At 47.2% G+C, this 26040-nt stretch carries 27 protein-coding genes; 13 read left to right on the forward strand and 14 right to left on the reverse strand.

All coding sequences use genetic code 11. The annotated features are described in order from the left end of the window. Positions 1–119 precede the first annotated feature (119 nt). From pgsB to FN782_RS00230, 5 genes are read left to right on the forward strand one after another with little or no spacing between them, the layout of a single operon-like run. Positions 120–1340: a poly-gamma-glutamate synthase PgsB gene (pgsB, locus tag FN782_RS00210; protein WP_142503762.1), complete on the forward strand. Its 1221-nt coding sequence runs from the start codon at positions 120–122 to the stop codon at positions 1338–1340. Continuing rightward, complete coding sequence (pgsC, locus tag FN782_RS00215; protein ID WP_142503763.1) at positions 1327–1776, forward strand: poly-gamma-glutamate biosynthesis protein PgsC; 450 nt, start codon at positions 1327–1329, stop codon at positions 1774–1776. Before pgsB ends, pgsC begins: the two co-directional genes overlap by 14 nt. 18 nt (positions 1777–1794) lie before the next feature. Then, entirely contained in the window at positions 1795–2976 is a 1182-nt protein-coding gene (locus tag FN782_RS00220; protein ID WP_142503764.1) for a CapA family protein, read from the forward strand. Further along, a complete protein-coding gene (ggt, locus tag FN782_RS00225; protein ID WP_142503765.1) occupies positions 2973–4634 on the forward strand; it encodes a gamma-glutamyltransferase in 1662 nt (553 codons plus the stop codon). Before FN782_RS00220 ends, ggt begins: the two co-directional genes overlap by 4 nt. Before the next feature lie 15 nt (positions 4635–4649). Next, a complete protein-coding gene (locus FN782_RS00230; protein WP_142503766.1) occupies positions 4650–5246 on the forward strand; it encodes a golvesin C-terminal-like domain-containing protein in 597 nt (198 codons plus the stop codon). 163 nt (positions 5247–5409) lie between these two features. On the opposite strand, the gene FN782_RS00235 is transcribed toward FN782_RS00230, so the two are convergent. Further along, positions 5410–5970 (reverse strand): helix-turn-helix domain-containing protein, encoded by a 561-nt coding sequence (locus FN782_RS00235; protein WP_142503767.1) that lies wholly within the window; start codon positions 5968–5970, stop codon positions 5410–5412. A 130-nt stretch (positions 5971–6100) separates the two neighbouring features. On the opposite strand from FN782_RS00235, the gene FN782_RS00240 reads away from it, so the two are divergent. Beyond that, positions 6101–7609, forward strand: coding sequence for an L-lactate permease (locus FN782_RS00240; protein ID WP_142503768.1), 1509 nt, complete (start codon positions 6101–6103; stop codon positions 7607–7609). Between the two features lie 114 nt (positions 7610–7723). On the opposite strand, the gene FN782_RS00245 is transcribed toward FN782_RS00240, so the two are convergent. From FN782_RS00245 to FN782_RS00270, 7 genes are all read right to left on the reverse strand, one after another. Then, positions 7724–8530, reverse strand: coding sequence for an endonuclease/exonuclease/phosphatase family protein (locus FN782_RS00245; protein WP_142503769.1), 807 nt, complete (start codon positions 8528–8530; stop codon positions 7724–7726). A 4-nt stretch (positions 8531–8534) separates the two neighbouring features. Then, positions 8535–10184 (reverse strand): PTS transporter subunit IIBC, encoded by a 1650-nt coding sequence (locus FN782_RS00250; protein ID WP_142503770.1) that lies wholly within the window; start codon positions 10182–10184, stop codon positions 8535–8537. 128 nt (positions 10185–10312) lie between these two features. Continuing rightward, positions 10313–11977: a glycoside hydrolase family 13 protein gene (locus FN782_RS00255; RefSeq protein ID WP_142503771.1), complete on the reverse strand. Its 1665-nt coding sequence runs from the start codon at positions 11975–11977 to the stop codon at positions 10313–10315. 109 nt (positions 11978–12086) lie between these two features. Next, entirely contained in the window at positions 12087–12440 is a 354-nt protein-coding gene (locus FN782_RS00260) for a hypothetical protein (RefSeq protein ID WP_142503772.1), read from the reverse strand. A 71-nt stretch (positions 12441–12511) separates the two neighbouring features. Then, complete coding sequence (locus tag FN782_RS16600) at positions 12512–12655, reverse strand: hypothetical protein (protein WP_185955940.1); 144 nt, start codon at positions 12653–12655, stop codon at positions 12512–12514. Between the two features lie 52 nt (positions 12656–12707). Continuing rightward, a complete protein-coding gene (locus FN782_RS00265; RefSeq protein WP_142503773.1) occupies positions 12708–13883 on the reverse strand; it encodes an MFS transporter in 1176 nt (391 codons plus the stop codon). Next, on the reverse strand, positions 13855–14217 hold the full coding sequence (locus tag FN782_RS00270) for a carboxymuconolactone decarboxylase family protein (protein WP_142503774.1): 363 nt from the start codon (positions 14215–14217) through the stop codon (positions 13855–13857). Before FN782_RS00270 ends, FN782_RS00265 begins: the two co-directional genes overlap by 29 nt. Positions 14218–14370: 153 nt before the next feature. Between FN782_RS00270 and FN782_RS00275 the strand changes: the two genes are divergently transcribed. From FN782_RS00275 to FN782_RS00290, 4 genes are all read left to right on the forward strand, one after another. Then, positions 14371–14712, forward strand: a complete 342-nt coding sequence (locus FN782_RS00275) for a MerR family transcriptional regulator (protein WP_142503775.1) — start codon at positions 14371–14373, stop codon at positions 14710–14712. Positions 14713–14841: 129 nt separating this feature from the next. Next, positions 14842–15639: a transporter substrate-binding domain-containing protein gene (locus tag FN782_RS00280; RefSeq protein WP_142503776.1), complete on the forward strand. Its 798-nt coding sequence runs from the start codon at positions 14842–14844 to the stop codon at positions 15637–15639. 272 nt (positions 15640–15911) lie between these two features. Continuing rightward, positions 15912–16598 carry an amino acid ABC transporter permease gene (locus FN782_RS00285; protein ID WP_142503777.1) on the forward strand — a complete coding sequence of 229 codons (687 nt, stop codon included), beginning with the start codon at positions 15912–15914 and terminating at the stop codon, positions 16596–16598. A 17-nt stretch (positions 16599–16615) separates the two neighbouring features. Then, positions 16616–17365: an amino acid ABC transporter ATP-binding protein gene (locus tag FN782_RS00290; RefSeq protein WP_142503778.1), complete on the forward strand. Its 750-nt coding sequence runs from the start codon at positions 16616–16618 to the stop codon at positions 17363–17365. Between the two features lie 50 nt (positions 17366–17415). On the opposite strand, the gene FN782_RS00295 is transcribed toward FN782_RS00290, so the two are convergent. The 5 genes from FN782_RS00295 to FN782_RS00315 form a co-directional block, all read right to left on the reverse strand. Then, positions 17416–18159, reverse strand: coding sequence for an ABC transporter permease (locus tag FN782_RS00295; RefSeq protein ID WP_142503779.1), 744 nt, complete (start codon positions 18157–18159; stop codon positions 17416–17418). Next, positions 18159–18875, reverse strand: coding sequence for an ABC transporter permease (locus FN782_RS00300; protein WP_142503780.1), 717 nt, complete (start codon positions 18873–18875; stop codon positions 18159–18161). Before FN782_RS00300 ends, FN782_RS00295 begins: the two co-directional genes overlap by 1 nt. Next, a complete protein-coding gene (locus tag FN782_RS00305; RefSeq protein WP_142503781.1) occupies positions 18872–19786 on the reverse strand; it encodes an ABC transporter ATP-binding protein in 915 nt (304 codons plus the stop codon). The genes FN782_RS00300 and FN782_RS00305 overlap by 4 nt, the downstream gene beginning before the upstream one ends. A 70-nt stretch (positions 19787–19856) precedes the next feature. Next, the gene (locus tag FN782_RS00310; protein WP_142503782.1) at positions 19857–21599 is read right to left on the reverse strand and encodes a sensor histidine kinase; all 1743 of its coding nucleotides are present in this window, start codon (positions 21597–21599) and stop codon (positions 19857–19859) included. Continuing rightward, positions 21596–22312, reverse strand: coding sequence for a response regulator transcription factor (locus FN782_RS00315; RefSeq protein ID WP_142503783.1), 717 nt, complete (start codon positions 22310–22312; stop codon positions 21596–21598). Before FN782_RS00315 ends, FN782_RS00310 begins: the two co-directional genes overlap by 4 nt. Before the next feature lie 192 nt (positions 22313–22504). Between FN782_RS00315 and FN782_RS00320 the strand changes: the two genes are divergently transcribed. From FN782_RS00320 to FN782_RS00330, 3 genes are all read left to right on the forward strand, one after another. Further along, positions 22505–23218 carry a thermonuclease family protein gene (locus FN782_RS00320; protein WP_142503784.1) on the forward strand — a complete coding sequence of 238 codons (714 nt, stop codon included), beginning with the start codon at positions 22505–22507 and terminating at the stop codon, positions 23216–23218. 102 nt (positions 23219–23320) lie between these two features. Further along, a complete protein-coding gene (locus FN782_RS00325; protein WP_142503785.1) occupies positions 23321–23548 on the forward strand; it encodes a hypothetical protein in 228 nt (75 codons plus the stop codon). A 236-nt stretch (positions 23549–23784) separates the two neighbouring features. Then, positions 23785–25062 (forward strand): metal-dependent hydrolase family protein, encoded by a 1278-nt coding sequence (locus FN782_RS00330; RefSeq protein WP_142503786.1) that lies wholly within the window; start codon positions 23785–23787, stop codon positions 25060–25062. A gap of 371 nt (positions 25063–25433) precedes the next feature. On the opposite strand, the gene FN782_RS00340 is transcribed toward FN782_RS00330, so the two are convergent. After that, entirely contained in the window at positions 25434–26003 is a 570-nt protein-coding gene (locus FN782_RS00340) for a YdcF family protein (RefSeq protein WP_142503787.1), read from the reverse strand. Positions 26004–26040: the final 37 nt, after the last annotated feature.

Genomic DNA, 26040 nt, shown 5'->3' on the forward strand with positions numbered 1-26040 from the left:
TCTGGAAACACCATGGGCTCCCTTGTGAGTTGATTCCGACAGGGATAGCGTGGTGTATTCTTTCTTTCTGCTGGGTGTGTTTTTTCGTTCTGTGATGAAGGACAAGGAGTGGACAAACGGTGATCATCATCGTGGCAACGATTTTGATTTTGCTTATTCTGGGAATGATCGAACGGATTCGTCACCAGCGCAGGGTCAACCGCATTCCGTTGCGCATTAACATCAATGGCATCCGGGGAAAATCGACGGTTACCCGATTGATCACCGGAATCATGATGGAAGATGGCCGTCGAACAATCGGCAAAACAACGGGTACCCAAGCCCGGATGATTTATTGGAATAAAACGGAAGAAGAGCCGATCCAGCGTCGACCGGAAGGGCCCAACATCCGGGAACAGAAAATGGTGATAAAAAAAAGCTCGGAGCTGGGAGCGGATTGTCTGGTCAGTGAGTGTATGGCGGTGAATCCGGATTATCAAGTGATCTTTCAAAGGGATATGTTGCAAGCCAATATTGGTGTGATTGTGAATGTTTTGGAAGATCACATGGATGTGATGGGACCGACACTGCGGGAGGTGGCTGAGGCATTTACAGCGACCATTCCGGAAAACGGCCATTTGATTGTGAATGACAGTCCGTATGTTCCGTATTTTAAACGGATTGCCCAGGAGCGGAATACAAGGGTTTGGGTCTGTGATACATCCCGGATTTCCGAATCCTACTTGCGTCAGTTTGAATACATGATCTTTCCTGAAAATGCCGCTTTGGCTCTGGCAGTGGCGGAAGCGGCCGGGGTGGATGAACAGACTGCGTTTCGCGGTATGCTGAAGGCACCCCCGGACCCAGGGGCGATGCGGATTTTGCCGGTGGGAGATCCCGAACGCCCAGGCTATTTTGTCAATGGATTTGCCGCCAATGATGCCACTTCCACCCGAAATATCTGGGACCGTGTTCAGGCATTGGGTTACCCCATCCATAAAGAGCCCATGATTATCATGAATTGTCGAGCCGATCGGGTAGACCGTACGGAACAGTTTGCACGGGATGTTTTACCTTATATACCGGCGGATACATTGGTCCTGGTCGGGGAAACGACGAGCCCTTTGGTACGGGCTTATGAACAAAACCGATTGCCTGTCAATCACTTGCTAAATCTGGAAGAACAATCGACGGAACAGATGATGGAAGTATTGACTCCGCTGTTGGACGACCGATTGATTTATGGTGTGGGAAATATTCACGGAGCGGCTGAGCCCTTGGTGGAGTGGCTGAAACAACAGCGGAGGCAAGAGTCAAATTGCGGGATGGATGGGGAGGATAAGAACCTTGTTCGGATCTGATCTGTATATTTCATTGGTTGTTGGTGTGTTTCTTAGTCTCCTTTATGCCGAAAAGACGGGGATTGTTCCAGCAGGTCTCGTGGTGCCGGGCTATCTCGCGCTAGTCTTTGATCAACCCATGCATCTGGCATTGATTATGTTACTGAGCTTCATGACGTATTTTATCGTTACACAAGGGGTCAGCCGAATGGCAATCCTGTATGGGAGGCGGAAGTTTGCGGCAATGCTGACCGTTGGGATTCTTTTGAAATTGGGTTTTGATTACTTCTACCCACTGGTTCCTTTTGAAATCTTTGAGTTTCGAGGGATTGGTGTGATTGTGCCCGGTTTGATTGCCAACACGATTCAGAAACAGGGGCTGTTGCCTACGGTTGGCAGTACGTTGCTATTGAGTGGATGCACATTTCTCATTATGTTTGTTTACTATCTGTTTTGACTCGGAGGGAAACCCTAAATGGCACCATTAAACCGCAAACAGCGGACTTTAAGGTGGGTAAAGAAGCATAAGAAAAAAACGGTACGCCATACTGCTGTTGCTTCTGTATTGGCGATCCTCTTGATATTCAGTCTGCATTGGACCCGGTTGGACCTGGCTTCGCCTGCCGAAGAGGAATGGGCGGACAGGACGGATCGTCTATCCGTGTTGGCGGTGGGGGATGTGATGCTGGGTCGGTACATCGAAGAACACGCGTCCCATAAAGGATATGGGGAGCTGTTCCGTTTCTTCCGTCCCCTGACTGCCGGTTCGGATATTGTCACCGGCAACTTTAGTCAGCCGATTTTGACAGGAGACCCGAATACGTATCCCATCGATGATAAATACATTCACTTAAAAACGGAAAAAGAAGCGGCGAAAGCGGTAAAAAAAGCTGGATTCACCACTTTGAGCCTGGCCAACAACCATATATTGGATTACGGCAAACCCGGTTTACAGGAAACCCTTCGGGCGTTTCGTGAACAGGAAATCCGCACGGTGGGGGCAGGCCGGGACATCTATGATGCGAAAAAGGTTGTGTATCAGGAGGTAAATGGGAAGCGAGTGGCCACTTTGGGATACAATGACCGATCCTCCGAACGATACCGTGCGGGGGAAAACCGTCCGGGAGTGGCACCGGCCGATCCAAAGCTGTTTCTGGGGATGGTGGAAAAAGCGAAACAGAATGCCGATTTTGTGATTGTTCATATGCATTGGGGACGGGGGTATGACAACGGTGTTCATCCCCGCCAACGGTCGATCGGTCATGCACTGGCGGATGCGGGTGCGGACCTTGTCATCGGTCACGGTCCCCATGTACTGGAACCGGTGGAAATATACAAAGGAACAGTGATCCTGTACAGCCTGGGAAACTTTGTTTCTGATCAGGGGTGGTCCCGCACCAAGGAAACCGTGGTTGCCCGTGTGGAGTGGTCCAAAACGGGTGAAGGAACCTTGGAGTTCATTCCCATGGTGATTGAAAAAGGGCAACCTCGCCCTTTATCCGGAATTTTGGATCGGTACCGGAGAGAAAAAGTGTTTATGCAGCTTACAGAGGAAACCATGTACAGTCATACCTGGAACATTCGCTGGAAACGGAATGGTGAACATCTGGTTCGAACGTTTCAGCCGAAACAGAAAAAGGCGGATGGAGTACAATGAGCAACCGACTGTTTCATATCATGTTGACATTGGTCGTGATTTTCGGAATGGCTGGAGTCACTTGGTACAAAAGTCAAAGTCCGTATGACAATGTATTGATGAAACGACCCGGCATTGGGGAAGCAAAATCCTTTGTTTCCCACTCGTCCCTCAGTTACGGTGTGGCTGCCGCACACCCGCTCGCTGCCAATGTGGGGATGGATGTTTTGGAAAACGGAGGGAATGCGGTGGATGCCGCCATTGCGGTTTCCTATGTTTTGGGGACGGTGGAGATGCACGGGTCGGGGGTTGGCGGGGGAGGAACCATGCTGGTCCATCCCGGAAAGCACGGGGAGCCGGTCGTTTATGATTACCGGGAAATCGCTCCAATGTCCGGTCAAAAGCCGGAAAAAGGGGTCGGGGTGCCCGGATTTGTGATGGGGATGGAACGGGTGCACCAGGACTTCGGTTCCCAACCCCTTGCAAAACTGATCGAACCAGCGGTTCGTCTGGCAGAAGAAGGATATCACGCAGACTGGATTGATCGGCAACGACTGAACAATGCCGCCTACCGGATGCCGATCCGGCAACTCCCTCACCTGTATCCGGATGGCGCTCCAGTGGAAGAGGGTGAGTTGATCCGCCAGGAGGAATTGGCACAGACGTATAGAAAGATTCAGCAACACGGAGCCAACGTGTTCTATCGGGGAGAAATCGCCAAACGGATCGTGCAGAATGTCGATGGATTGACGATGAATGACTTTGCACGATACCAAGTGTTAAAAAAGAAGCCGTTACGGGGATCTTTTGCCGGATATGAGGTGCTGGCGCCTCCGGCCCCATCCGGAGGAACGATGTTTATTCAATCGTTGCAGATGGCGGAAGCCCTGAAGATCGAAGACACCCGGAACGATCCAGCAACCTTTCATCATCTCATGGGGGAGATCAACCGACGAGCGTATAAACATCGTTTAAAAACGGTTGGAGATCCCAAATTTGTACAGGTTGATGAACAAACGTGGACCGACCCGGCGTATGCCAGAGAACTGGCCAAGGACATTTCACCGGATCGGCTGTTAAACGAAAAACTGGAGTTGGATTCCGAAGCGGACAGAGAAGATCATGACAATACCACTCATTTTGTAGTGGTGGACAAAAACGGGATGATGGTTTCGGTGACCAACACCGTCAGTCATTTTTTCGGTTCCGGTATTTATGTGGATGGATTTTTCCTGAATAACCAACTAAAGAATTTCAGTCTGTCTGCCAGTTCCCCCAATCGGATTCAAGGGGGGAAGCGTCCGTACAGTTATACCACCCCGGCGATTTTTGCCAAGGACAAAAAGCCGGTACTGGGCATTGGAAGTGCGGGGGGGCGCCGGATTCCCGCAATGGTCAACCAGGTGGTGATCCGCCATCTGTTGTTCGGACAGCCGTTGGAACAGGCGATGGCTGCTCCACGCAGTGTCGGTGAAATTGGAAAAAATACGATTACAGTGGAAGAAAAGATGGACCTTAAGGCGCAACAGGCATTGCGTCAAAGGGGGTACCGCGTCGATACCTCCCATGGACCTCTGTATTTCGGCGGAATACAGACCTTGAAGATCGATTACCGGAGCAAAAAAATCACCGGGGGAGCAGATCCCCGACGTTCCGGGGTCTGGCGAACGGGTTGGTAAAAGGGGGTAGGGATCATGAGAAGGTTGAAGCGAACGGTATTACCGCTGTTTTGCTTGCTTGGGGTGGTGGTAGCCATGATTCAATTGAAACATGTAGAGTCGTTGAGTGCTGAAGAGGAGAAATTGATTCAGGAATACAAAAATGAACAGGTGAAAGAACAGGCGTTGCAGGAAGAGATGGATTTCATTCTAAACCATGCCAAGACCACGGTACAGGGAAACTGGATGGTTTCGCAGAGCTCCCCCGGATATATCGGGCCCAATTATCAATTTAACCGACCCGGTCAAGGACTGGAATCCTTTACGTGGACGTTTCAGGTGAAAAAAAGCGATCAATACCGGGTTTTCGTGAAATACCCGCCTGCTTTTGACCGGGCGGTTAACGCTCCGTTTACGGTGGTGCACAAAGAGGGTCGCACGTTGCTCCCGCAGAATCAACGGGTTGGAGGAAATTGGGAGCTGTTGGGGACGTTTTCGTTTGACGCGGGGGTTCCGGGGAAAATCATTTTGTCTGACAAGGCTTCCGGTGTGGTCATTGCGGATGCTATCCGGATTGAACGGGTATCTGAACCTCGTGTGAAAGTTGTACTGGACAATCAGATCAAGCGATAAAAACCGTTTCATACAACACGGAGTCAACGGACTTCTTGATCCGGGACAAGATACCTGTCCGTTACTGGATGGTCCTGTCGGGAGCACCCTCATTTCTTTGAGGGTGTTTTTACATCCAGTAACTGGTTTAGTAAGCCGTGGTGGCAGTCATGCACGTGTAGAGTTACGATCCTCCAAAGAGATGGGAATCGATAACCAGAAAGTATCGGCAATCTGTCTTTCCAATATTGATAAATTCGTGTTCAATGTTTGCCTCAAAGTAAAAAGAGTCTCCGGCTTCCAGGGTATAGTGATCGTTTCGCCCCAGAATCACCTTTAGTTTTCCAGTCTCTACAAAGATGTGCTCACGGACATGTTTTTGATGGGCGGGAAAACGCCCTGTTCGGTGACCTTCCGGGAGAACATTCAGCACAAATTCAATTCCTTTGCTTGGAAATGTCGGTGACAGCAAGTGTCGTTCCAATCCGGAGTCCTTATCGTATAAAACGGGCCGTTGATCCTTTTTGATCACGATCACTTCCCGTTGCGTGGGTTCGTCAATCACTTGGGATACGGTGATTTGCAAAGCCTCTACGATCTCACACAACAAGTTGATGGTAGGATTCTTTTCTCCTCTTTCAATTTTGGAAAGCATGGAACGGCTGACTCCTGATCGATCTGATAATGCTTGCAGGGAGTAACCTTTCTGTAACCGATACTGTTTTAAACGTTGGCCAATATTCATTCTTTCCCCTCCTAAGTATTATAGTATACAAAGGTTTTGTTAAATTTATTTTGACTTTTCAGCGATATACACGTATAATTTCAATAAAATATCTCCTATAGTATACAAAAAGGTAAGGAGATGTACCAACATGAGCCTTGCTCTGTCCCTCTTGCCCATCTTCATCGTCATGATGTTACTGTTCATTTTAAAGCGATCGGCCGTAGAAGCGGGGGCTGTAGCCTGTATAACGGCAGCGATTGTGGCGCTTTTTTCACCTTCATTTTCTTTAAACATACCACAACTCGTTGATGCGGGTGTCAAGGGAGTACTGATCACTTCTGTCGTCGCATATGTCTTAATTTTTGGTATTCTCCTGTTCCATTTGATGAATGAAGCAGGAGCCATTCACGCAATCGCCGCTTTTGTATCTCAAGCGACACATCATCCCACGCGGCAAGTTCTTCTCCTGGCTGTGGCATTCTCTCCTTTGGTAGAATCGGCCAGCGGATTTGGACTGGCGATGATCGTGATTGCACCGATCCTGATTACGCTTGGTTTCGATCGTTTGAAAGCCACCTTGATTTCCTTACTTAGCTTGATGGTGGTACCCTGGGGAGCGTTGGCTACAGGGACGGTGATTGGAGCGAACCTGGCGGACTTTCCCCTGCAACGTTTGGGTACCGGAAGCGCGATATTATCGATTCCTGTCTTCTTGTATCTCTCTTGTCTGATTGTCCTCATCAGTGGAGGCTTTGACGCGTTACGGAAGCATTTTTTTGAGGTACTGGCTGTTACCGGTTCGTTGTCGGGGGCTATTTGGTTTTTCAATCGCTATGTCAGTGTAGAGTTGGCGGGGGTATTCGGAGCGATGACCGCTTTGGCGGTGGAGTTGCTATGGATTCATTTCATGCAAAAGCGGCATTTGGATGCTTCCCAAAAGCAAGAAACGGCAACAGGGATGACCGAGTCGCGTTTATCCATTTTTCAAGCGATGAGTGCCTATATTCTTTTGATCGTTCTTCTATTTTTGACACGGATCATCCCTCCGATTGAGCACTACCTGAACAGTACGGGTCTATTGCAGTTTCCCAGATATGATTTTACACTTCCCCTGTTTTATTCACCGGGCTTTTATCTGTTCCTGGTCTGCATCTTTTCCATCTTCGTTTTTAAACTGTCTCGCTCTGCGATTCAAAAAAGTATTAAACAGACGTTAAAGCAGTTTCAACCCGTATTCTTGTCCACTGTAGGATTTGTTGTGATGTCCCAAATCATGGTTGAAGCGGGGATGGTCCAAATGTTATCCAGTTCTGCTGCCCTCTTTTTTGGTCCCGCTTTTCTCTATGTTTCTCCCCTAATCGGCGGCCTGGGAGGGTTTCTGACGGGGAGCAATACCGGTTCCAACGCTATGTTTATCAACTTGCAACTGCAAACCGCCCAGCACCTTCAGATGACTCCTGACCTTTTTGCCTATGCACAAAATACCAGCTCTTCACACTTAACGATGGCCTGTCCTTCACGGGTGGTACTGGCTGCATCCATCGGAAAAATTCCTGAACAGGAAAACCAACTGTTACGAAGCATCGCATTCGCAGGGATCGGTACCTTGGTCCTTATTATGCTGGGAGTGATAGTCGGTCAATGGTTCCAATTATAAAAAAAGAGCCACAATGTTTGTGGCTGAGGTTCATGACAAAGTGGTGAAGGGGAGATTTCCGTTTCCAACCAGCGAAAAGGATGCTCCACCGGAAATCCCCCTCTCATTCTCTTTTCAGCAGACTTTTATATCGAGAATGATCTCCACTTCAACACCAAAGTGGTCGGAGATGATTTTGCAGTGCTGGCCATTGAAAATGACGTTGGATCGACGGACGGGTACGGGTTGATTTGTCAAAATCAGATCGAGGCGCAATTCTTTGCTGTTGTGGTGCCAACCGGCAATACTTCCTTTGACGGTCGTGCCACAGTCTTTTTCATTTGCCAGTATATAGGTGTCAAAAAGGCCCTGTTTCAATAAATATTCATATCCTTCTCCGGTTTGATTGGCATCATTGTTGAAATCCCCCATCAGAAAGACTGTGTTTTCTTTGTTGATCTGTTGCAAAAGCAACGCTGCCTGATGGGAAAATGGTTCTTCTGGATCATCCCACCAGCCTAAATGGCAGGAATAAACGGAAAGGGTTTCACCAAAATAACGAAGATCCGCTCCAACAATTCTTCGTGTTTTCCATTGGTGGGGTTCATGACTTTTTGATACAAAAAACGAATGCTTCTGTTGGATGGGGTGCTTGGTTAAAAGGGCAACACCTTCTTCATATGTTTCATAAGCGATATGGGACAGGTCCCATATACAGTGATATGGCGGTGCCTTTAATTGCTGAAGCTCAGCCAATAGCAAAAGGGCAAAATTGTCTTTTTTCATGTTGTCAAATTGTAATGTTTCATGGATCGGTTGGCTAACTTCCTGCAAGGCGATGATGTCATAGTCGTTTGCCTTGATGGTTTCTGCGAGAACCTTCATTTTTTCAATCTGATTTTCCTCTTGCCATGAGTGGCAGTTTAAAGTTAGCAGTTTCACTTCATTAAGCCCCCAGATGATCTTGAATATCTGACTTGATCCCATCCGCTTTTGGACCGTAGATCGCTTGAACCCCCTGATCTTTAACGATCAGCCCTAATGCACCGTTTTCTTTCCATTTTTGCTCTGGTTGAACCTGATCCGCATCCTTTACGGTGACGCGAAGGCGGGTCATGCAGGCATCCACTTCTTCAATATTATCCGTCCCTCCTAAAAGATCGATAATGGTGGCTGCGAGAGAATCGCTTTGGGCAGGCTTTGCTGTCTTTGTTTGTGCGTTTTGTCCATTTTCTTCGGATTCAATGTAATTTCCGGCGCGTCCAGGGGTGGGGAAGTTAAACTTTTTAATTAAAATATTGAATACAGTAAAGTTTACTCCAAAGAACAGAAAGCATACAATGACAAAATTGATCAAATCTTGCAATAGTCCAGCGTTTATCATCAAAGGTGTCCGTGTCAGAAATTCAATAAAGCCAAATGCATGAATACGCAGGTTAATGAGATCCGCCAAGGCAAAAGCCAACCCGGTCGTAATGGCGTAAACGATATACAATACAGGAGCCACAAACAGAAACATAAACTCAATCGGCTCTGTCACTCCGGTTAAAAATACAGCCAGCGCGGCAGAAAAGAACATGGATTGATATTTTTTACGTTTGTCTTTATCCACATTTCTGTACATGGCAAGGGCAATTCCAAGCAGCGATGCGGTGGATGTGATCACTTGTCCAACCTTGAAGCGAGCCGGAGTCACGTCGGAAAGCAATGCTTTATATTTTTCCTGTTCCCCTGATGCCAATAGGTTATTTAAATCCGTGATCCAGGCAAGCCAGAGGGGGTCTTGTCCGGCGACGGTCTGTCCTGCCTTTCCTCCCGTTAAAATGGTGTAGGTTCCGCCAATTTCCGTATAGTTCATCGGCACCGTCAGCATATGGTGCAGACCAAATGGCAATAACAGACGTTCCAGGGTACCAAACACAAAGGGAGCGAGGATGGGGGCCGTATCCTTCGATGTGGCGATCCAGACACCAAAATCGTTTAATAGACCTTGAATAAAGGGCCATACAAGGGCTAAAAGGATTGCTGATACAACCGAATATACAATTACCACAAACGGCACAAACCGTTTTCCGTTAAAGAAAGCAAGGGATTTTGGCAATTTGTTGAAATTGTAATATTTGTTAAACAGATTGGCTCCCAAAAAACCGGAGATAATTCCCACAAATACTCCCATATTTAAAGCCGGGGCTCCAAGAACAGAGGTAAAATAATCTTTGACAATCAGTTCGCTTCCCAATAATGAAGTGGTGACGGCTTCGGGGTCCTGCAACATGGAATTGTCCACATTGAAAATGACACCGGTTACCCGGTTGATCAGAATGAAGGAAAGCAGTGCAGCAAACGCTCCGCCGGCCCGCTCCTTTGCCCATGATCCTCCAATGGCCACAGCAAATAATATATGAAGGTTTGTAATAATCGCCCAACCGATATCTTCCATGATTTTTGCGATTGTTTCAACAAAGGCGATATCACCACCCGACATGGCAATGAGCTTGCCGAGTGAGATCATTAAACCGGCAGAAGGCATAACGGCTACGACAACCAATAAAGCCTTCCCAAACTTTTGCCAAAAATCAAAGGATGTAAATTTCATGTTCCCTCACCCTTTCATGAAATCGATTTCAAAAAACGGAAGAACCAAAGCACAGCATGGGGGTGTGAATTGGCAGAATGAGATGGACAGGTAGGGAAAGCCTGCCTGATCTTCCCTGTATCTGATCCTTATCTGACGCGATACACTCTCGTTTCATAGGGCTTTAATTGAAATTGTGTCAAAGGGGGATGATCGTTGACTTTATAATTACTAAGCATCAGTCTGGAATCGTGTAATGGAATGTCCGGATGATGATATTCGGCGTCTTTTGCTGTCAGGTTGCTGATCACCACCATTTTTTCCTGTTCGGATTCCCGTGTATAAGCATAAATTTGCGGGTGATCCTTTAACAGTAATTGATAGGTGCCATATGTAAACACCTTGTGTTTTTTCTTCAGCGCAATCATTTTTTTATAGAAATGAAGAATGGAATGGGGATCGTTCCATTGTTTTTTTACATTGATCTTTGGATAGTTTGGATTGACTTCAAGCCAGGGAGTACCGGTTGTAAAGCCCGCATTGGGTTCATCAGACCATTGCATGGGTGTTCGTGAGTTATCACGGGAAGTGGCCCAGATCTGTTCCATGATCTCAGAATGAGGGATTCCTTCTTCCCGTTTAAGGCGGTACATATTTTTCACCGCTACATCGTCATAGGATTCGATGTTTGGAAACCGAACATTGGTCATACCGATTTCCTGCCCTTGATAGATAAATGGGGTGCCTTGCATCAAGAAATACATGGCAGCCAATGAGGTGGCGCTTTCCCGCCAGTACTCCCGATCATTTCCCCATGTGGATACCACACGGGCCTGGTCATGGTTTTCAATAAACAAGGCGTTCCAGCCTTTGTTTTCCAGTCCCTTTTGCCATCGGGTCAAGACCTCTTTTAAACCGATAATATCCAAGTCTTTTTTGGTTTCCGGATTCCATAAATTCAGATGTTCAAATTGAAAGATCATATTGAATATTCCGGACCCTTCTCCAACCCAAAGCTCTGCATCTTCCACACTCACACCATTGGCTTCTCCAACAGTCATAATATCGTATTGTGCAAACGTTTTCCTTTTTAACTCCTCTAAATACGTATGAATGCCTTTTACATTCATATGCTTCTCAAAAGAAGGCACATATTTCAATCCGTCCGGATTGGGCAGATCCGGCAGCCCTTCTTCCTTTTTGATGTGGCTGATGGCATCTACCCTGAAACCGTCAATTCCTTTATCCAACCACCAGTTGATCATGCGATAAAGGGTGTTTCGAACCTCTTTGTTTTCCCAATTTAAATCCGGTTGCTTTTTGGAAAACACATGCAGATAATACTGTTCGGTTTGTTCGTCATACTCCCAGGCGGAGCCGCCAAAGATACTCTCCCAATTATTCGGTTCTTTTCCTGACTTCCCGTCACGCCAAATATACCAATTCCGCTTAGCGCTTTCCTTGGATGCACGTGACTCAATAAACCAGGGGTGTTCGTCACTGGTATGGTTGATGACCAGATCCATAATCAATTTCATCCCACGGTTGTGAACTGCTTTCAACAACTGATCAAAGTCATCCATCGTTCCGAACTCATCCATGATATCCTGATAATCACTGATATCGTACCCGTTATCATCATTTGGGGATTGGTATATGGGGCAAATCCAAATCACATCAATGCCCAATTCTTTTAAGTAGTCCAGTTTGGAAATGATCCCTTGGAGATCACCAACTCCGTCCCCATTTGAATCCAAAAAGCTCCTCGGGTAAATTTGATAGGCGATTGCTTCCTTCCACCATGCTGTTTTCATAGGATTCCTCTCTCTATTTCAGGGTGTTTTGTGCAACCGTTTGCATTAATTTCATCATAAAGCGTTTTAGGGATTTTTTCAAGATGGAATTTCACTATGACCTTGTGGGTCAATTATGAATGGAGAAACGCAGGCTGACCTCAGCCCGCGTTTTCATTTGATAACAGTCAACCGTCATGCAACCTTCTTTCCATTTGATTCCTTGTTCAAAGGTGATGATTTGATTTGCTCCTGCAATCACCCAAGTGTAGGTATCTTCTTCTGGAAGATAGCACTTATATTTCATGCCGGTTACGGTTGTTGGATGACCGTTAACGTTAATGGTTTCATTATGTGGTCGAATCCAGCGGTTCTCCAATCGCTCAAATAATCCAGGTTCAATTTGGTGAAGAAATGATTGTGCAAGTTTCTCCGTTTGTGCTTTGGAAGGAAGGACTTGATTGGATGCAAAGCGTGGGTCCATCCAAGTGGCTCCCAAAATTTTGTTGTCCTCTTTTTGAATGGTAAAAGGAGTAGTGTTCTCCCCCCAAACCGTTATTTTTGCCGTCTTGATTTTTCATAACGAAATACCCATATGTCTTTTTGGTTTTGTTTTCCGTCACGAATTGCTTTTAACTTGTAACCTTTGGGTGCACAGAGTCGTTGCAGGGCTTGCTTTAACACAACATGATTACCCATGGGTTTTACCTCATGATAGGGTCGTTTGAACAAAAACGGTGGAAGTCGATGCTTATCCATGATCCGGTCGAATAAAGAAAGACGTGAAAAGGCCGATGCTGAGGACAAGTGCCAGCATTTCAAATGTGAAGAGGTAGCTACCGGTTTGAAGAAACCAAATGGCGACGATGGGTCCCAGTGTGGCCCCGATAAACAGAATAAAGGTATACAGTGATACGGCCACACCCCGTGCTTCCCCGCCCAGTTGACCCACCCATGAAATGAGTGTGGGTACGGTGACGGAGATCCCGGTGACAAAGAGGACGCTCATGATTCCAACCACCCACACCGTGGAGCTGAATCCCAGAAGTGCAAGACCGAGAACGGCCAGGGTCAACCCTCCCCGAAGGACATACTGTATCCCGAAACGGGCAACCAATCGACCGGCCATCGGGGAGAACAACATGCCGATCACTCCAATGGCACGGATGGTTAGAATGTGCTGGCTCGTCAGCCCAAACTGTTTATCCAAATAATTGCCCAGTGTGGTGTACATTCCCACAAAAGCTAGCAGTAACGTGATGGTGATGAGGTAACACAGAATCAGGGGTTTTTTTGTTAGGACTCTTCCCATCTGTTTCACAGGGGCGAGCAAATCTTGATCCTGGTCTTGTCTTTCCCCTCTGTGCAGGATCAAAGCAACCAAAACAGAAGTCATCAAATAGATGGCTCCAAGAATATAGAAGACATTCTTCCAGCCCAGTTGCTGACTGACAAAGCTGCTGTATACCTGTCCCGCGATGCCCGCCATTAAAAAGCCGGTACTGACAAACCCAATGGTGGTTACCCGCTTTTTTACCGGGAACCTTTCTACAACATACGCCAGCGCTGCCGGGGCAAATGTTGCCGCTGCCATTCCCTGAAGGCTGCGCAGGATGACCAGCAATATGAAGTGATCAACGATTCCCAGTACGGGGGAGATCAGGGTTAGCAGGATCAACCCGATCAGGATCATTTGTTTTCGGCCGAAGCGATCGGATAGGGGACCAAAGAACAGAAATCCCAGGGCATAGAACAGAGAAAATGCGCTTCCGGTCCAGGCGGCCTGAGCGGTTGTTACCTTAAATGTTTCGGAAAATACGGAAACCAAAGGAATGGTGACATAGAGGCTGGAAACGATGACCAGCCCACACCAAAACAGAATGGCTGTTTGCAAGGAATCATTTTTTGCTTTCACGAGTCCGTTCATATGGAGTAAAGGATTCTCCTTTCTTTTCAGTGGTGTCAAGCTCCTCCAGCATGTCTGGGAGCACGGATAGGAAGGGGCAGAGTCCACCTGCCGGAATGGTCAGCATGATGGATTCTTTGATTTCTTCCGGAGTGGCTCCGGCCTCCAATGCTTCGCGGATATGGACGCGAACCGCAGGTGTATACCGATTTGCGGTTAATACGGCAAGATAAACAAGCTGTTTTGTTTTCTCATCCAATGCTTTCGAACTGACCGATTGATACAGTTGGGCGAAAATGGTTGAGGTTTCCGGAAATGCTTGCTTAAATTCTTCAAAAGCAGGATTTTTTGTCATATCATCATCCCTTCAGGCTTCATTAATGTAATATATCATCGTATATTGTAACTTATCTACAATATAAGTCAATATGTTACGTCTGATTTATTTGTAGCTGATTTGCTTTTATCGTAAAATCATTACAAGAAGAATCTATCCGGAGGGCGATTTATGGATCAAAAAAAAGGAACCGAAAACGTTTTGCTCGATGTTGATTTCCTTCAGAAATTGGTTGTCGGTATTGGTGAAGTTTCCGAGATTACCGGTGTACCTGCACGAAAGATTCGTTATTGGGAAGAAAAAGGCATCATCCAATCGGAGAAAGAGGGCGAAGGAACAACCCGAAGATACAATTACTTGAACATCAAAAAAATATTGTTGATCCAGGAGTTGGTGGAGGAAGGCTACACACTGGATTCAGCTGCTAAAAAAGTGGAGGATCGGATGGAAAATCTCAATGAAGCATTCAGAAAGCTAGCCACCCTTGCCACGGATCAAAAAGACGATGCGTGAATGAATTCAGCTCCCTGCGGGGAGCTTTTTTAATGGGTGATTGACAGATTGAAGGGTGTCCGCTAAGATAATGAGAAGCTAATTCCATTAAATCCGACCGATAAACTAAGAAATATAGGAGTGGGGTAGATGAAGCGTTTGTTTGCCATGCTGTTGGCTGTTATGTCCATGGTGGTTTTGAGTGCTTGTGGCAGTGGTGGTGATGAATCCACCGCAAATGATTCCGATGCACTGCAGGAAATCAAAGAACGGGGCACATTGCGCATCGGAACAGAAGGGACATATAAACCATTCAGCTTCCGGGATGAGAAGACGGACAAACTGACCGGCTATGATGTGGAAGTGGCCAGAGAGATTGCCAAGCGAATGGGTGTAAAAGCGGAATTTGTGGAAAGTCCATGGGATTCGATGTTAACTGGGTTGCAGACCGAACGGTTTGATACAGTTGCCAATCAGGTGGGAATTACGGAGGAACGGAAGGAAAAATTTGATTATTCCCGCCCATATACGGTTTCTTATTCCCAGATTGTTGTTCACAAGGACAACGATTCCATTCAATCGCTGGAAGACATTAAAGGCAAGCGGGCAGGACAGACCCCGACCAGCAACTATGGAAAAATGGCCAAAAAAGCGGGAGCCAAGATTGTCGCTTATGAAGATATGATGACGTCGATGCGGGATGTCGCTGCCAAGCGTGTGGATCTGAGTATCAATGACCGATTGGCGATTGCTGCCATGATGAAAGAAACGGATCTGCCGTTAAAAACCGTGAAAATGGAATCAGAAAAAGCGCAAATGGCCTTTCCCGTCAATAAGGGAAATGAAAGCTTGAAAAAAGAGTTGGATCGGGTGTTGAAAGAGATGGAACAGGATGGAACATTGGCGAAAATCTCGAAGAAATGGTTTGGGGAAGACGTGTCCAAATAAAACAATGGAGCGCGGCATCTTCGTAATGACGGGGATGCCCGTCTTTTGTCCCTGAATATGGACATCATAGACGAAGAGGCTCTTGATGGGATCATTCTGAGGTTCATAACAAAGTGGTGAAGGGGAGATTTCCGTTTCCGCCTCTCTTTCCTCCAACAAGGAAGTGGAAGGAGTCCGCTTCACCCCCTCTTGTTACATTTGCCAGCAGTCTCAGTCATTCTGTGAGTATGTGAATTCATTTTTGATTTTGATGGACAGAAAAGAGGGGAAACATGGCGTTTTTGACGATTCAGTGGGAAAATTTATTTGACGCCCAGTTGGCATGGGAATCGCTTCCCTTTGTCTTGCAGGGGATGACGTATACCATTTCTCTCAGTTTTATTACCATGGGGATTGGCTTGGTGTTAGGATTGATCACGGCCATGGGAAGAATGTCCGAACGGGATTGGTTGCGGTATCCGGCCCGGATGTATATCTCCGTGATTCGGGGAACCCCTTTATTGGTTCAGTTATTTATTCTCTACTTTGGATTGACGGTGATTGGACTGACATTGGAGCCTGTAACAGCCGCAGTGATTGGCTTGTCGCTCAATGTGGGCGGGTATTCAGCGGAGACCATTCGCGGAGCGATCCTTGCCATTCCCAAAGGACAATGGGAAGCGGCTCAATCGATCAATATGACCCATTGGCAATCGATGCGAAGAATCATCCTGCCGCAAGCGGTGCGGGTGGCGTTGCCTCCCTTGGCCAACACGTTTTTAAGCCTAGTAAAAGATACATCGCTGTTGTCCGTGATTACGGTTCCTGAGATGTTATATCAGGCCAAGATTATCGGGGGACGCACCTTTGATTATATGACCCTTTATTTATTGGTGGCACTATTGTATTGGGTGATTTGTACCTTGCTCAATATTGTGCATGAACGGCTGGAAAAACGCTTTGGACGGTATGTTGCCTGAAGGAGGAGGTGTGATCCATGATTGAGGTTACGGGTTTGCGCAAACATTTTGGGGATACGGAAGTGCTTCGGGGGATTGATCTCCAGGTGAAAAAAGGGGATGTGCATTGTGTGATTGGACCGAGCGGATCAGGGAAGTCCACCTTGCTTCGGTGTGTCAATCTCCTGGAGATCCCTACGGAAGGGACCGTGCGCATCGGTCAGGAGCGGTTGGAGTTTGGAAAGGGAAGAGTCAAGGAACAAGCGATCCGCGCCTTGCGTTCCAAAACAGGGATGGTATTTCAGAGGTTTCACCTGTTTCCCCATTTAACGGTACTGCAAAATGTGATGGAAGGACCGATCACAGTAAAAAGGGAACCGCGTGCCCATGTGCTGGAACGTGCGGAGCGGTTACTGGATAAAGTGGGGTTGGCGGAAAAAAAGAATGCATTTCCGGAATCCCTATCCGGCGGTCAGCAACAACGCGTGGCAATTGCCAGGGCGCTCGCATTGGAACCGGATGTTCTTCTCTTTGATGAACCGACTTCCGCCCTGGACCCCGAACTGGTGGGGGAAGTCTTAAAAACCATGCGATCGTTGGCGGAAGAGGAGCAGACGATGGTGATTGTTACCCATGAAATGGAATTTGCCCGCGATGTGGCGGATGAAGTGTTGTTTATAGATGAGGGGCGGGTGGTGGAACAAGGTCCCCCCAGTCGATTGTTTACCCAACCCTCAGCAAAGCGGACCCAGCAGTTTCTTGCCAAAATGTTGGAGGCTTCCAGATAAAACAGCAGAACAACGGCGAAACCCATGTGGGTTTCGCCGTTGTTCTGTTTTTAGGTCCAATCCCGGCGTGTCGTGTGGAGCCATCCACCGCCAAAGGCGAGTAGAAAGCCCCCAAAGATGACAACCCATAACGTCATGGGCTCAATGGAGAGAATCCCTGACTCCGTTGGTTCCGGAATCATGGCACTATATGGTTGTGACCAGGGATACCAAGGGCTGAATTGTTCAGACTGTGCGGTGAAAATATTGGGAATGGACAGAAGGATATTGATGACCAAAGGGACACCAAAGCTTTTCCACAAATGGGATACCCATAATTGCAGAGCGACGACGGGGAGGACAGCAATCCACCCGGAAAATGCACTGCGCCATACTACCGTTGCCTCTATGTTTTCTGCAAATCCCTGTGTGATCGCCAAGAGATAATACATACCCAGAAAGAGCAGTTGGCTCAGGGCGGTCAGGATCATCAAAATCGTAGCCTTGGACAGCCAAACGCTGGAACGGGAAATCGGCCAGGTGAAAAGCAGTTTCCATGCACCCTGTGTATGTTCATTACGACAGATCAGCGCAGCAAACACACCCGTCATTATGGGATAGAACAGCCAGGCATAATTGTTCATTGTCATTTGATAGACAAATATCCACTTCGGCATGTCGGCTGGAATATCCATACTTAATGAGGTGAGCCCAACCAATGTGGATAAGATCGGTCCGATCAACAACAGGGAGAGGATAAGTCCCTTTTGCAACTTTTTCCATTCAGCACACAGCAGGACAAAAAAGTCACGCATTATCTCACCTCCCGTCGCATGATGATGGTTGCTCCGATCAGAAGCAGGATGACCCCTTGGCAGATGGCGAACGGTAACCAAAAGTGCGGATCATTGTCGCCCCCGATGTCCAAAGGCATGACATTGCGAATATACGCCCAAGGAAGCCACTTGGAGATTCCGCCGGCGATCAGAATGCCAGCGATGCCAATGGTGAGCGGCCAGGCCTGATTATCCCACTGGATGGAAAAATATAGTTGCAACGCTAACACCGGTAGGGACGCCAATGTCGGATACAAAACACTTTTGATAATCATCTCCCACGGGATGGTACCCGATAAATCGGCCCAAACCCAGAGAAAGCCCAATGCAGGTACGGTGAGTCCGGCGCAGATGGTCATCAGGAGAAACAGGGGGATGGCTTTTCCCAGGTAAATCTGAAAGCGTGAGACGGGCAGGGTGAACAGGTACTTCCATGTTGATCCTTGGTGTTCCATGCCTGCCAGCAAGGAAGCAAACAGTGTACCGGCCAAGGGAATGGCCAAGTAGAGCAGCATGCGTGACTCCATCACCAGACTCGTCAGATCATCCGGGTATTTTCTCACAAAATAGTCTCCGCGGAGCCCGAAGTTGATCATCATGCATCCCATGATCCCGATGGGACCCAGGATGAGCAGAGCGATGATCCAGGTGCGCTTCATTTTCAGTCTCTCGGCTCCAAGCAGGCGCAGGATCACGGTGTTTCCCCCTCCTCTGTCAAACCGAGGAAGATTTCTTCCAAAGATTGTTTGACTTCTTCCACCCGATAGACGGAAAAACGGTGTGTGACCAGATGTTCCACAATATGCGCTGTCTCTTGCTGGCTAAGGGATTCCGTCCAAATCCCATCCTCTTCGACGGAAACAGACAGACCCTCTGAGGCAAGCAGTTGGGCGGCGACGTTGGCATCGCCTACACCGAAACGCATCCGGGGACGGCTCTGCTCCTGCAAGGAAGTGATGGAGCCTTGAAAGATCATTTTTCCATTGCGTATGATTCCTACTTGTGTGGCCATTTGTTCAATTTCACTCAATAGGTGACTGGAGACAAGTACACTCATCCCGTGTTCTCGTGGCAGTTCCTTAATAAATTCCCGCATTTCCTGAATCCCCGACGGGTCCAGTCCATTGGTCGGCTCGTCCAGAATGAGCAACTCCGGCTTTCCCAAGAGAGCGGTTGCAATGCCCAGTCGTTGCTTCATGCCGAGAGAGTATTGCTTGACTTTTTTATGGGCTGCTTGGGTGAGACGAACCATTTCCAACACTTCATCGACCCGTTTGCTTGGGACGCCCAAGATGCGACGGGCCACTTCCAGATTCTCTTTTCCTGTCAGATGACCATAGTATGAAGGGGATTCCACAAGAGAACCCACACGTTTTAAAATGGATTTACGCTCTTTGTGCAGATCCTTGCCAAAGAGTTGAATCTCCCCTTCCGAAGGTCGAATCAATCCAAGGAGCATACGAATGGTAGTGGTTTTTCCGGCTCCGTTCGGTCCCAAAAACCCATAAATCTCTCCCTGTTTAATATTTAAATTTACGTTTTGAACAACGGTTGTTTTGCCATATCTGCGTGTTAACTGTGTCGTTTGAACAACAGTTTTTGTCACAACCCTCACCTCCGTTTCCTAGCATAAATGGTTTTGTTATATGCCAGTGAAACAGGATCTTAACAGAAGCTTAATTTTGAAGGGGAGGGAGATAGATTTCCATGGTCGTTCCTTTGTCCTGAACCGAATGTACATTGATGGAACCGCCGTGAGCCCGAATCAGTTGTTCTGCGATCGCCAGTCCCAGTCCGGTTCCTTCCGAGGTATGGGTGTGTGTGCCACGATAATAGCGCTTAAAAAGGTTTTGTTGGGTTTCTTCATCCATGCCATGTCCATTGTCCCGGATGCGGATATAAATGCCGGGATACAAAACAGATGGTTCTTGCTGGAATGAATCCCCCTTGACTTCCAATATCACTTGGGTATTGGGGGGATTATGTACCAAAGCATTGATCGCCATGTTATCGATGGCTCGTTTAAACCAATGGGGGTCCAATGGATAGAGAAGACGTTCCCCTTCCGGGGCGTGAAATTGGATTTCCGCCTGTTTGGCCAGCTTATGGTTGGCCAGATCTACAGCCACCCGGCGAACCAACTCTTTAACCTGAGTTGGTTCTTTGCTAAGCGGGAGTACATCATTTTTTAACCGATAGGTAAGGTTGAGATCTTCCAACAGCCGCTCCATATGTTCTGACTTTTCCCGGATGACACGGGCATGGGAGCGCACTTCATCCGCTGTCCATTGATAATGTTCGGTCTCCAACAGGGTAGCGTAGCCCTTGACGGAGGATAAGGGTGTCTTCATATCATGGGAAACTCCGGTGATCCACTCTTCCCGTGTCGTTTCCAGACGTTTGCGTTCCACTTCCGACTGTTTTAGGGTTTTGGTCAGATGATCCATTGCCTCGATCACATCCCGGTAGATGCGATAGGGGCGTGTAAGTTTTCCATCTGTGTTACGGCTTGGGAGCGATCCGTCCCTATCAGTCGGTTCTATATATGCTCCCCGCGCGAGGGATTGAATCCAGCCCATGATATGGAGTAAGGGTTTCCCCAGTTGTCTTCCATACCACCAGGAGACAACGATGATCCAGATCAGCATCATCCCGGTGGTTCCCATTTGACCGATTTCAATGAGCTTTTCTTTGAAATCGATTTCATTCACGCCATAAATCCATGTTTCTTTATGATCTGGGTCATACCATATTTGGCTTCGGGAATCTTCCGATAAAATTTGTTTCTTTTCCAATAACTTTCCAGGACTCAGTTGTGTCGGTTGATTGGCGGGGCGATGAAATTGGTAGATCTCTTTTCCTTTGTCATTTAATACCTGAACCCATGCCTTCTCTTTTTGCAGGCGGTTTTTCCATTGTTGGGGGAGTTGAAGCGATTCGCCGTTTCTTTTTACATCTTGAGCCATATATTTTAAATGGATATAGGATTGGAGTCGAAGTACCCAAGTCAGATCTTCTCCATTTTTGGGGGCATGCCAGGTAGACAAACCTCGATCCATTGCTTCTTCCTCGGCCAATTGTCCTGCGGTCAGCCGCTTCGGCCACGATGGGGGCACACCGAACCGATAGATTTCCCTTCCTTGGTGATCCAATATTTGTAACCAGGCATTTCGCTCTTTGAGTTGCTTTATGACGGCGGGGGAAACCTGTGCCTTTTCCTGTTTGTAGGTTGTCTCATTGACGATTTCTCGCAACCAGTCGCCGACGTAGAAATTGTCCTGATAGGTCTCGTTGTTTCCCCCTTCATAATAGACATTGTAGATGATCACCGTCATAAGATAGGAGAGAGGAACGGTGAGAAGACAGGCGATCAGTAACAGTAAAAACCGTATGGTCAATCGCGTTTTTAGGCTGATCATCGCTTGTCATCTCCGGATGGAACCAGTTTATATCCCAATCCGCGTACGGTGATTAAATAACGTGGCTGTGAGGGATTGGGTTCAATCTTTTCCCGCAGACGGCGAATATGGACCATCACCGTATTATCATCGCCCATGCTTTCTTCTCCCCACACGTATTCATAGAGTTGAGATTTACTGAAAAGCCGGTTGGGATGTTTGGCGAGATAGGTTAATAATTGAAACTCCCTGGCTGGACATGGAACATCCTGCCCATTTACTTCCAGCTTTCCTTCTGATTCGATAATACGTACCGGGCCGAAGGCATGGACCACAGGGGCAGACTCTGTCACAGCATGGGCCCACTGATGCTGTCGTCGTAAGTGAACCTTCACGCGAGCTGCCACTTCCAGAGGGTTAAAGGGCTTGGTGATATAGTCATCTCCTCCAATCCCCAGTCCCATCAGCTTGTCAAGGTCGTTTCCCCGTGCAGTTAAAAAGAGAATGGGTACCGTAGAAAAACGTCGCATTTGTTGACAGAGGTCAAACCCTTCTCCATCAGGAAGCATCACATCCAAAATGATGAGGTCGGGAGAGAGTTGTTGTGCCTTTTTTAAAGCTTCTGTGGCTGAGGAGGCCGTATGAAGATCTGTAAAGCCTTCTTTTGTAAGGACAACCTTTAATAATTGAAGAATTTCTTCTTCGTCATCAACGAGCAAGAGTTTTGCTGACATGGTTTCTTTCCTCCATATGATGGGTTTTAAGAATGGGTGGGAAAGGGGTACATATAGTTAAAGGTTTGAAGAGTCAGATATTTTTCCGTTAAGAATTTCAATATAACCATATCAAATATACTCTGAGAAAGGTATATGAGTTCGATGGAACGAAGTGTTGGCTAGGAGGAGTGAAGAGAGGGAGGGAGAAGGATGAGGCGAGTGGGTGTTTTATCGTTGGTGTTGGCCTGTTTGTCATTGGTTGGTTGTACCGATCTGTCTCCTTCGCCGGATTCATCTGAAAAGAGTCCTGCGGATGAGGACCGGAAACATCGTTATTCTTCCCAGATTGATCGAGTGGTGGATGGGGATACCGTTCATCTCAAAGAGCCGGTTTTGGGTTCCACCAAAGTCCGAATGCTCTCGATGGATGCTCCAGAAGTCAACTATCAAGGGAAAAGTCAGGGAAAGTATGGAGTGGAAGCCACCGATTATCTCAAGAAGCGTCTTCCTGAAGGAACAGATGTTCAAGTCGTTTTGGGTCAAGAGAAAAAAGATGACTATGGTCGGTTACTGGCTTATCTGGAAGTAGAGAATCAGGATATCAATGAGGAGATGGTTCGCCAGGGGTATGCGGTTCCCTACTTTATCTATCCCAATGTGGACCGGTTTCAGGCATTTCGGGAAGCGTTACAGCAAGCCCGAAAAGAAGGTCGTGGAATCTGGAATCCCGATGGTCCTTTGGAGGAAATGCCGTTTGAGTTTCGATTGCGGGTGGGAAACCGAGAGCCGAATAAATATGTAGGCAATTTTGAAACAAAGGAGTATGTAGAACCAGTGGATTATCCGGACATTCCTCTTGAACAACGGATTTTCTTTTGGAATGCAGAGGATGCAGAAGAGGCAGGGTACAAAAAGAAACCTTGAGCACCCATCAGGGTGTTTTTTATTTTTAACGAAATGTTTTAACATGATTTTATATGATTATGATAGAATATTTTTTAGAAAGAATACAGGGAGGTTGGATCATTGCACACCGGTGAATATGGTTGGGTAACCGAACATGGAGAAACCATTCATTTAAAAGATGATGATTGTCCTGTATCCAGTGCGATTATGAAGGGTGACCGAAAAGCGCGACAGGTACATATTGAAACGGCTCGCGAAGAAGGCTATCAAATCTGTCGTCATTGTTGGAAAGAGTTTCAGGAAGATTTGGGAGAGTTGATGGGCGGATCATTGGAAGAAAGTGATTAACAGCATATAACAGGACCTACACAGAGGAGAAAAGCGGTCCGTTTTTGCACCTTGCGGCAAACGAAGCGCTCGAAAAAACACCGGTGATTACAAAAGGAAACCGGTGTTTTTGTATCCTCTTATATCGGATAATCATAGAATCAGCATAAAAATATATTGAAATGATTGGTAAGATATCATTAGAGAAAGATTAATAATATTGTTACTTGATAAAATCATTTCAGGGAGTGAGAGCATTGGCTTATCTATTGGTGAAGAATGGAACGTTGATTGATGGAAACGGAGGCCCTCCGATTTCGGATGCAGCGGTATTGATTCAAGAGAAGCGGATTAAATGGGTGGGCCGATGGAATGATATGAAGTTGCCAAATGAGAAAGTTAATGTGATCGATGCTCAGGGAGGGTTTATCCTTCCGGGTTTTATTGATTCGCATGTTCATATGATGATGAGTGGCAATTATCATCAGGAGTTAATGTCCGCACCGTTTTCGTTGAAGTTTTATCAAGCGATCCAGCATATGAAACGTACGATTGATGTGGGGATTACATCGGTAAGGGATGCCGGATATACGGATGTGGGAGTGAAAGAAGCGGTGGAGAGAGGGTGGGTCCTGGGACCGCGGATGCAGATCAGTGTCACGCCGCTCACGATCACTGGGGGTCATGGTGACTTTTGGTTGCGTTCAGGGCTTGATGTTACGGAGTGTATGACTTATCCGACGATGCCGGATGGGATCTGTGATGGTCGCGAACAGGTTCGTCAAAAGGTGAGAGAAGTGCTGCGTTCCGGAGCGGATCTGATTAAAGTTCATGCTACGGGTGGGATTATGAGTCCGACAGATCATCCTGAGTTTACACAGTTTTCCCTGGAAGAACTTTCGGTGATGGTCGAGGAAGCGGCTTTTCGGCGAGGAGCGAAAGTAATGGCGCATGCACAGGGGTTGGAAGGGGTCAAAAACGCTGTCCGGGCAGGCGTGCACTCAATTGAGCACGGCATTTTTTTGGATGATGAAGCGATTGAGTTAATGGTGGAAAACGGAACTTATCTGGTTCCGACATTGATTGCGGGTGTCGGGGTGCTGGAGGTTGGAAAGGAAAGCGGGAATATACCTGCCCATGCCTTGCGAAAAGCACAGGAAGTGGTGGATATACACTGCGAAAGCTTTGCCAAGGCTTATCAAGCCGGGGTAAAAATATCTATGGGAACAGATGCCGGTGTCGTTCCCCATGGAATCAATCTGCGGGAACTAAGTCTGATGTGTCAGGCGGGAATGCATCCTATGGAAGCGATTGTTGCTGCTACCAAGACGGCGGCTGATTGCCTGGGCTGGGAGGACCGTCTGGGGACGGTTGAAAGCGGGAAATTGGCGGACATCGTCATTTCCAAGACCGATCCGATCGCGGATATTCAGTCGTTAGAGAATCCGGATCATATTGTTGCAGTAATAAAAAATGGGTGTATGGTAAAGGATTTGTTAACCTCTCGTTGTAATTCTTCAAATGCGACTCCATAGGGGGAGATTAACCCTCTTTTTTGTTTTTCCGATAATAATAACGTATCGGATGATAAGTTTAAAATCCCTGTTTTTTCAGGGGTTTTCGTTTTGTATTGTCCTGTTTGCAAACATTTTGCTAACATACGTGAACGGAAAATATAAATCGTAAGATGAAAGGTAGCGTGGCTCGGTATCCCCACAAGGGGGATACCGAGCCACAATTTTCTCTCTGCGTGTTACAGTTTGTAAGATATACGAATACTCAATGAACGGGCCATTCGCGCCTATGAACGTTTAGGTTTTCAGCGAGAAGGGGTACGCAGGGAAGCGTTATTCCAATGATGTGATCCTGATGGGGTTGCTTGCTCATGAATTTCGGAAGTCCTCTATCAAATAATTGCTTCTTTGATCAAGGCCAAACATTCCCGTGCCTTCCAATAGGGCGTAAACAGTACACGGGAATGAGCCGGAGCGGGGTGGGCATTGATCTTCATCTCTTGGGCGTAATGGAGTGCCCGGTGCATGTGATAGTCATGGGTGACGACATAGATGTCCTGAATATGGTTCTTTTTCATAAGCGATCTGGAGAATCGGACGTTTTCTTCAGTGCTGGTGGATTGATCTTCAAGAATCAGATCGTCCTGATCCACTCCCCGCTCTGTCAGATAGCGCTTCATACCCTCTGCCTCAGAGATTGCATCATCCCCGATCCCGCCGGATAGGATCAGTTTGTCCACCTGATTTTGCTTGTACAGATCCAAGGCAACCTCCAAACGTTCTTCTAAAGCCCAACTGGGTTTGTCTCCCCACATGGCGGCTCCTAGAATCAGTGCCGCATCGCGGGATTGGGAACCGGGTGCTGTGCCATCATATTGGGAAACGGAGAACCAAAGAGATCCTAAAATTCCTGTAATGATGAGAGCCAACCCCAATAGTGTTGCAATGATCCACCTTTTCAATGATCAGCAACCCTCCCGAATAGTGTTTGAAACTTTT

The organism is Melghirimyces algeriensis (assembly GCF_900182565.1).
Classification (GTDB): domain Bacteria; phylum Bacillota; class Bacilli; order Thermoactinomycetales; family DSM-45169; genus Melghirimyces; species Melghirimyces algeriensis.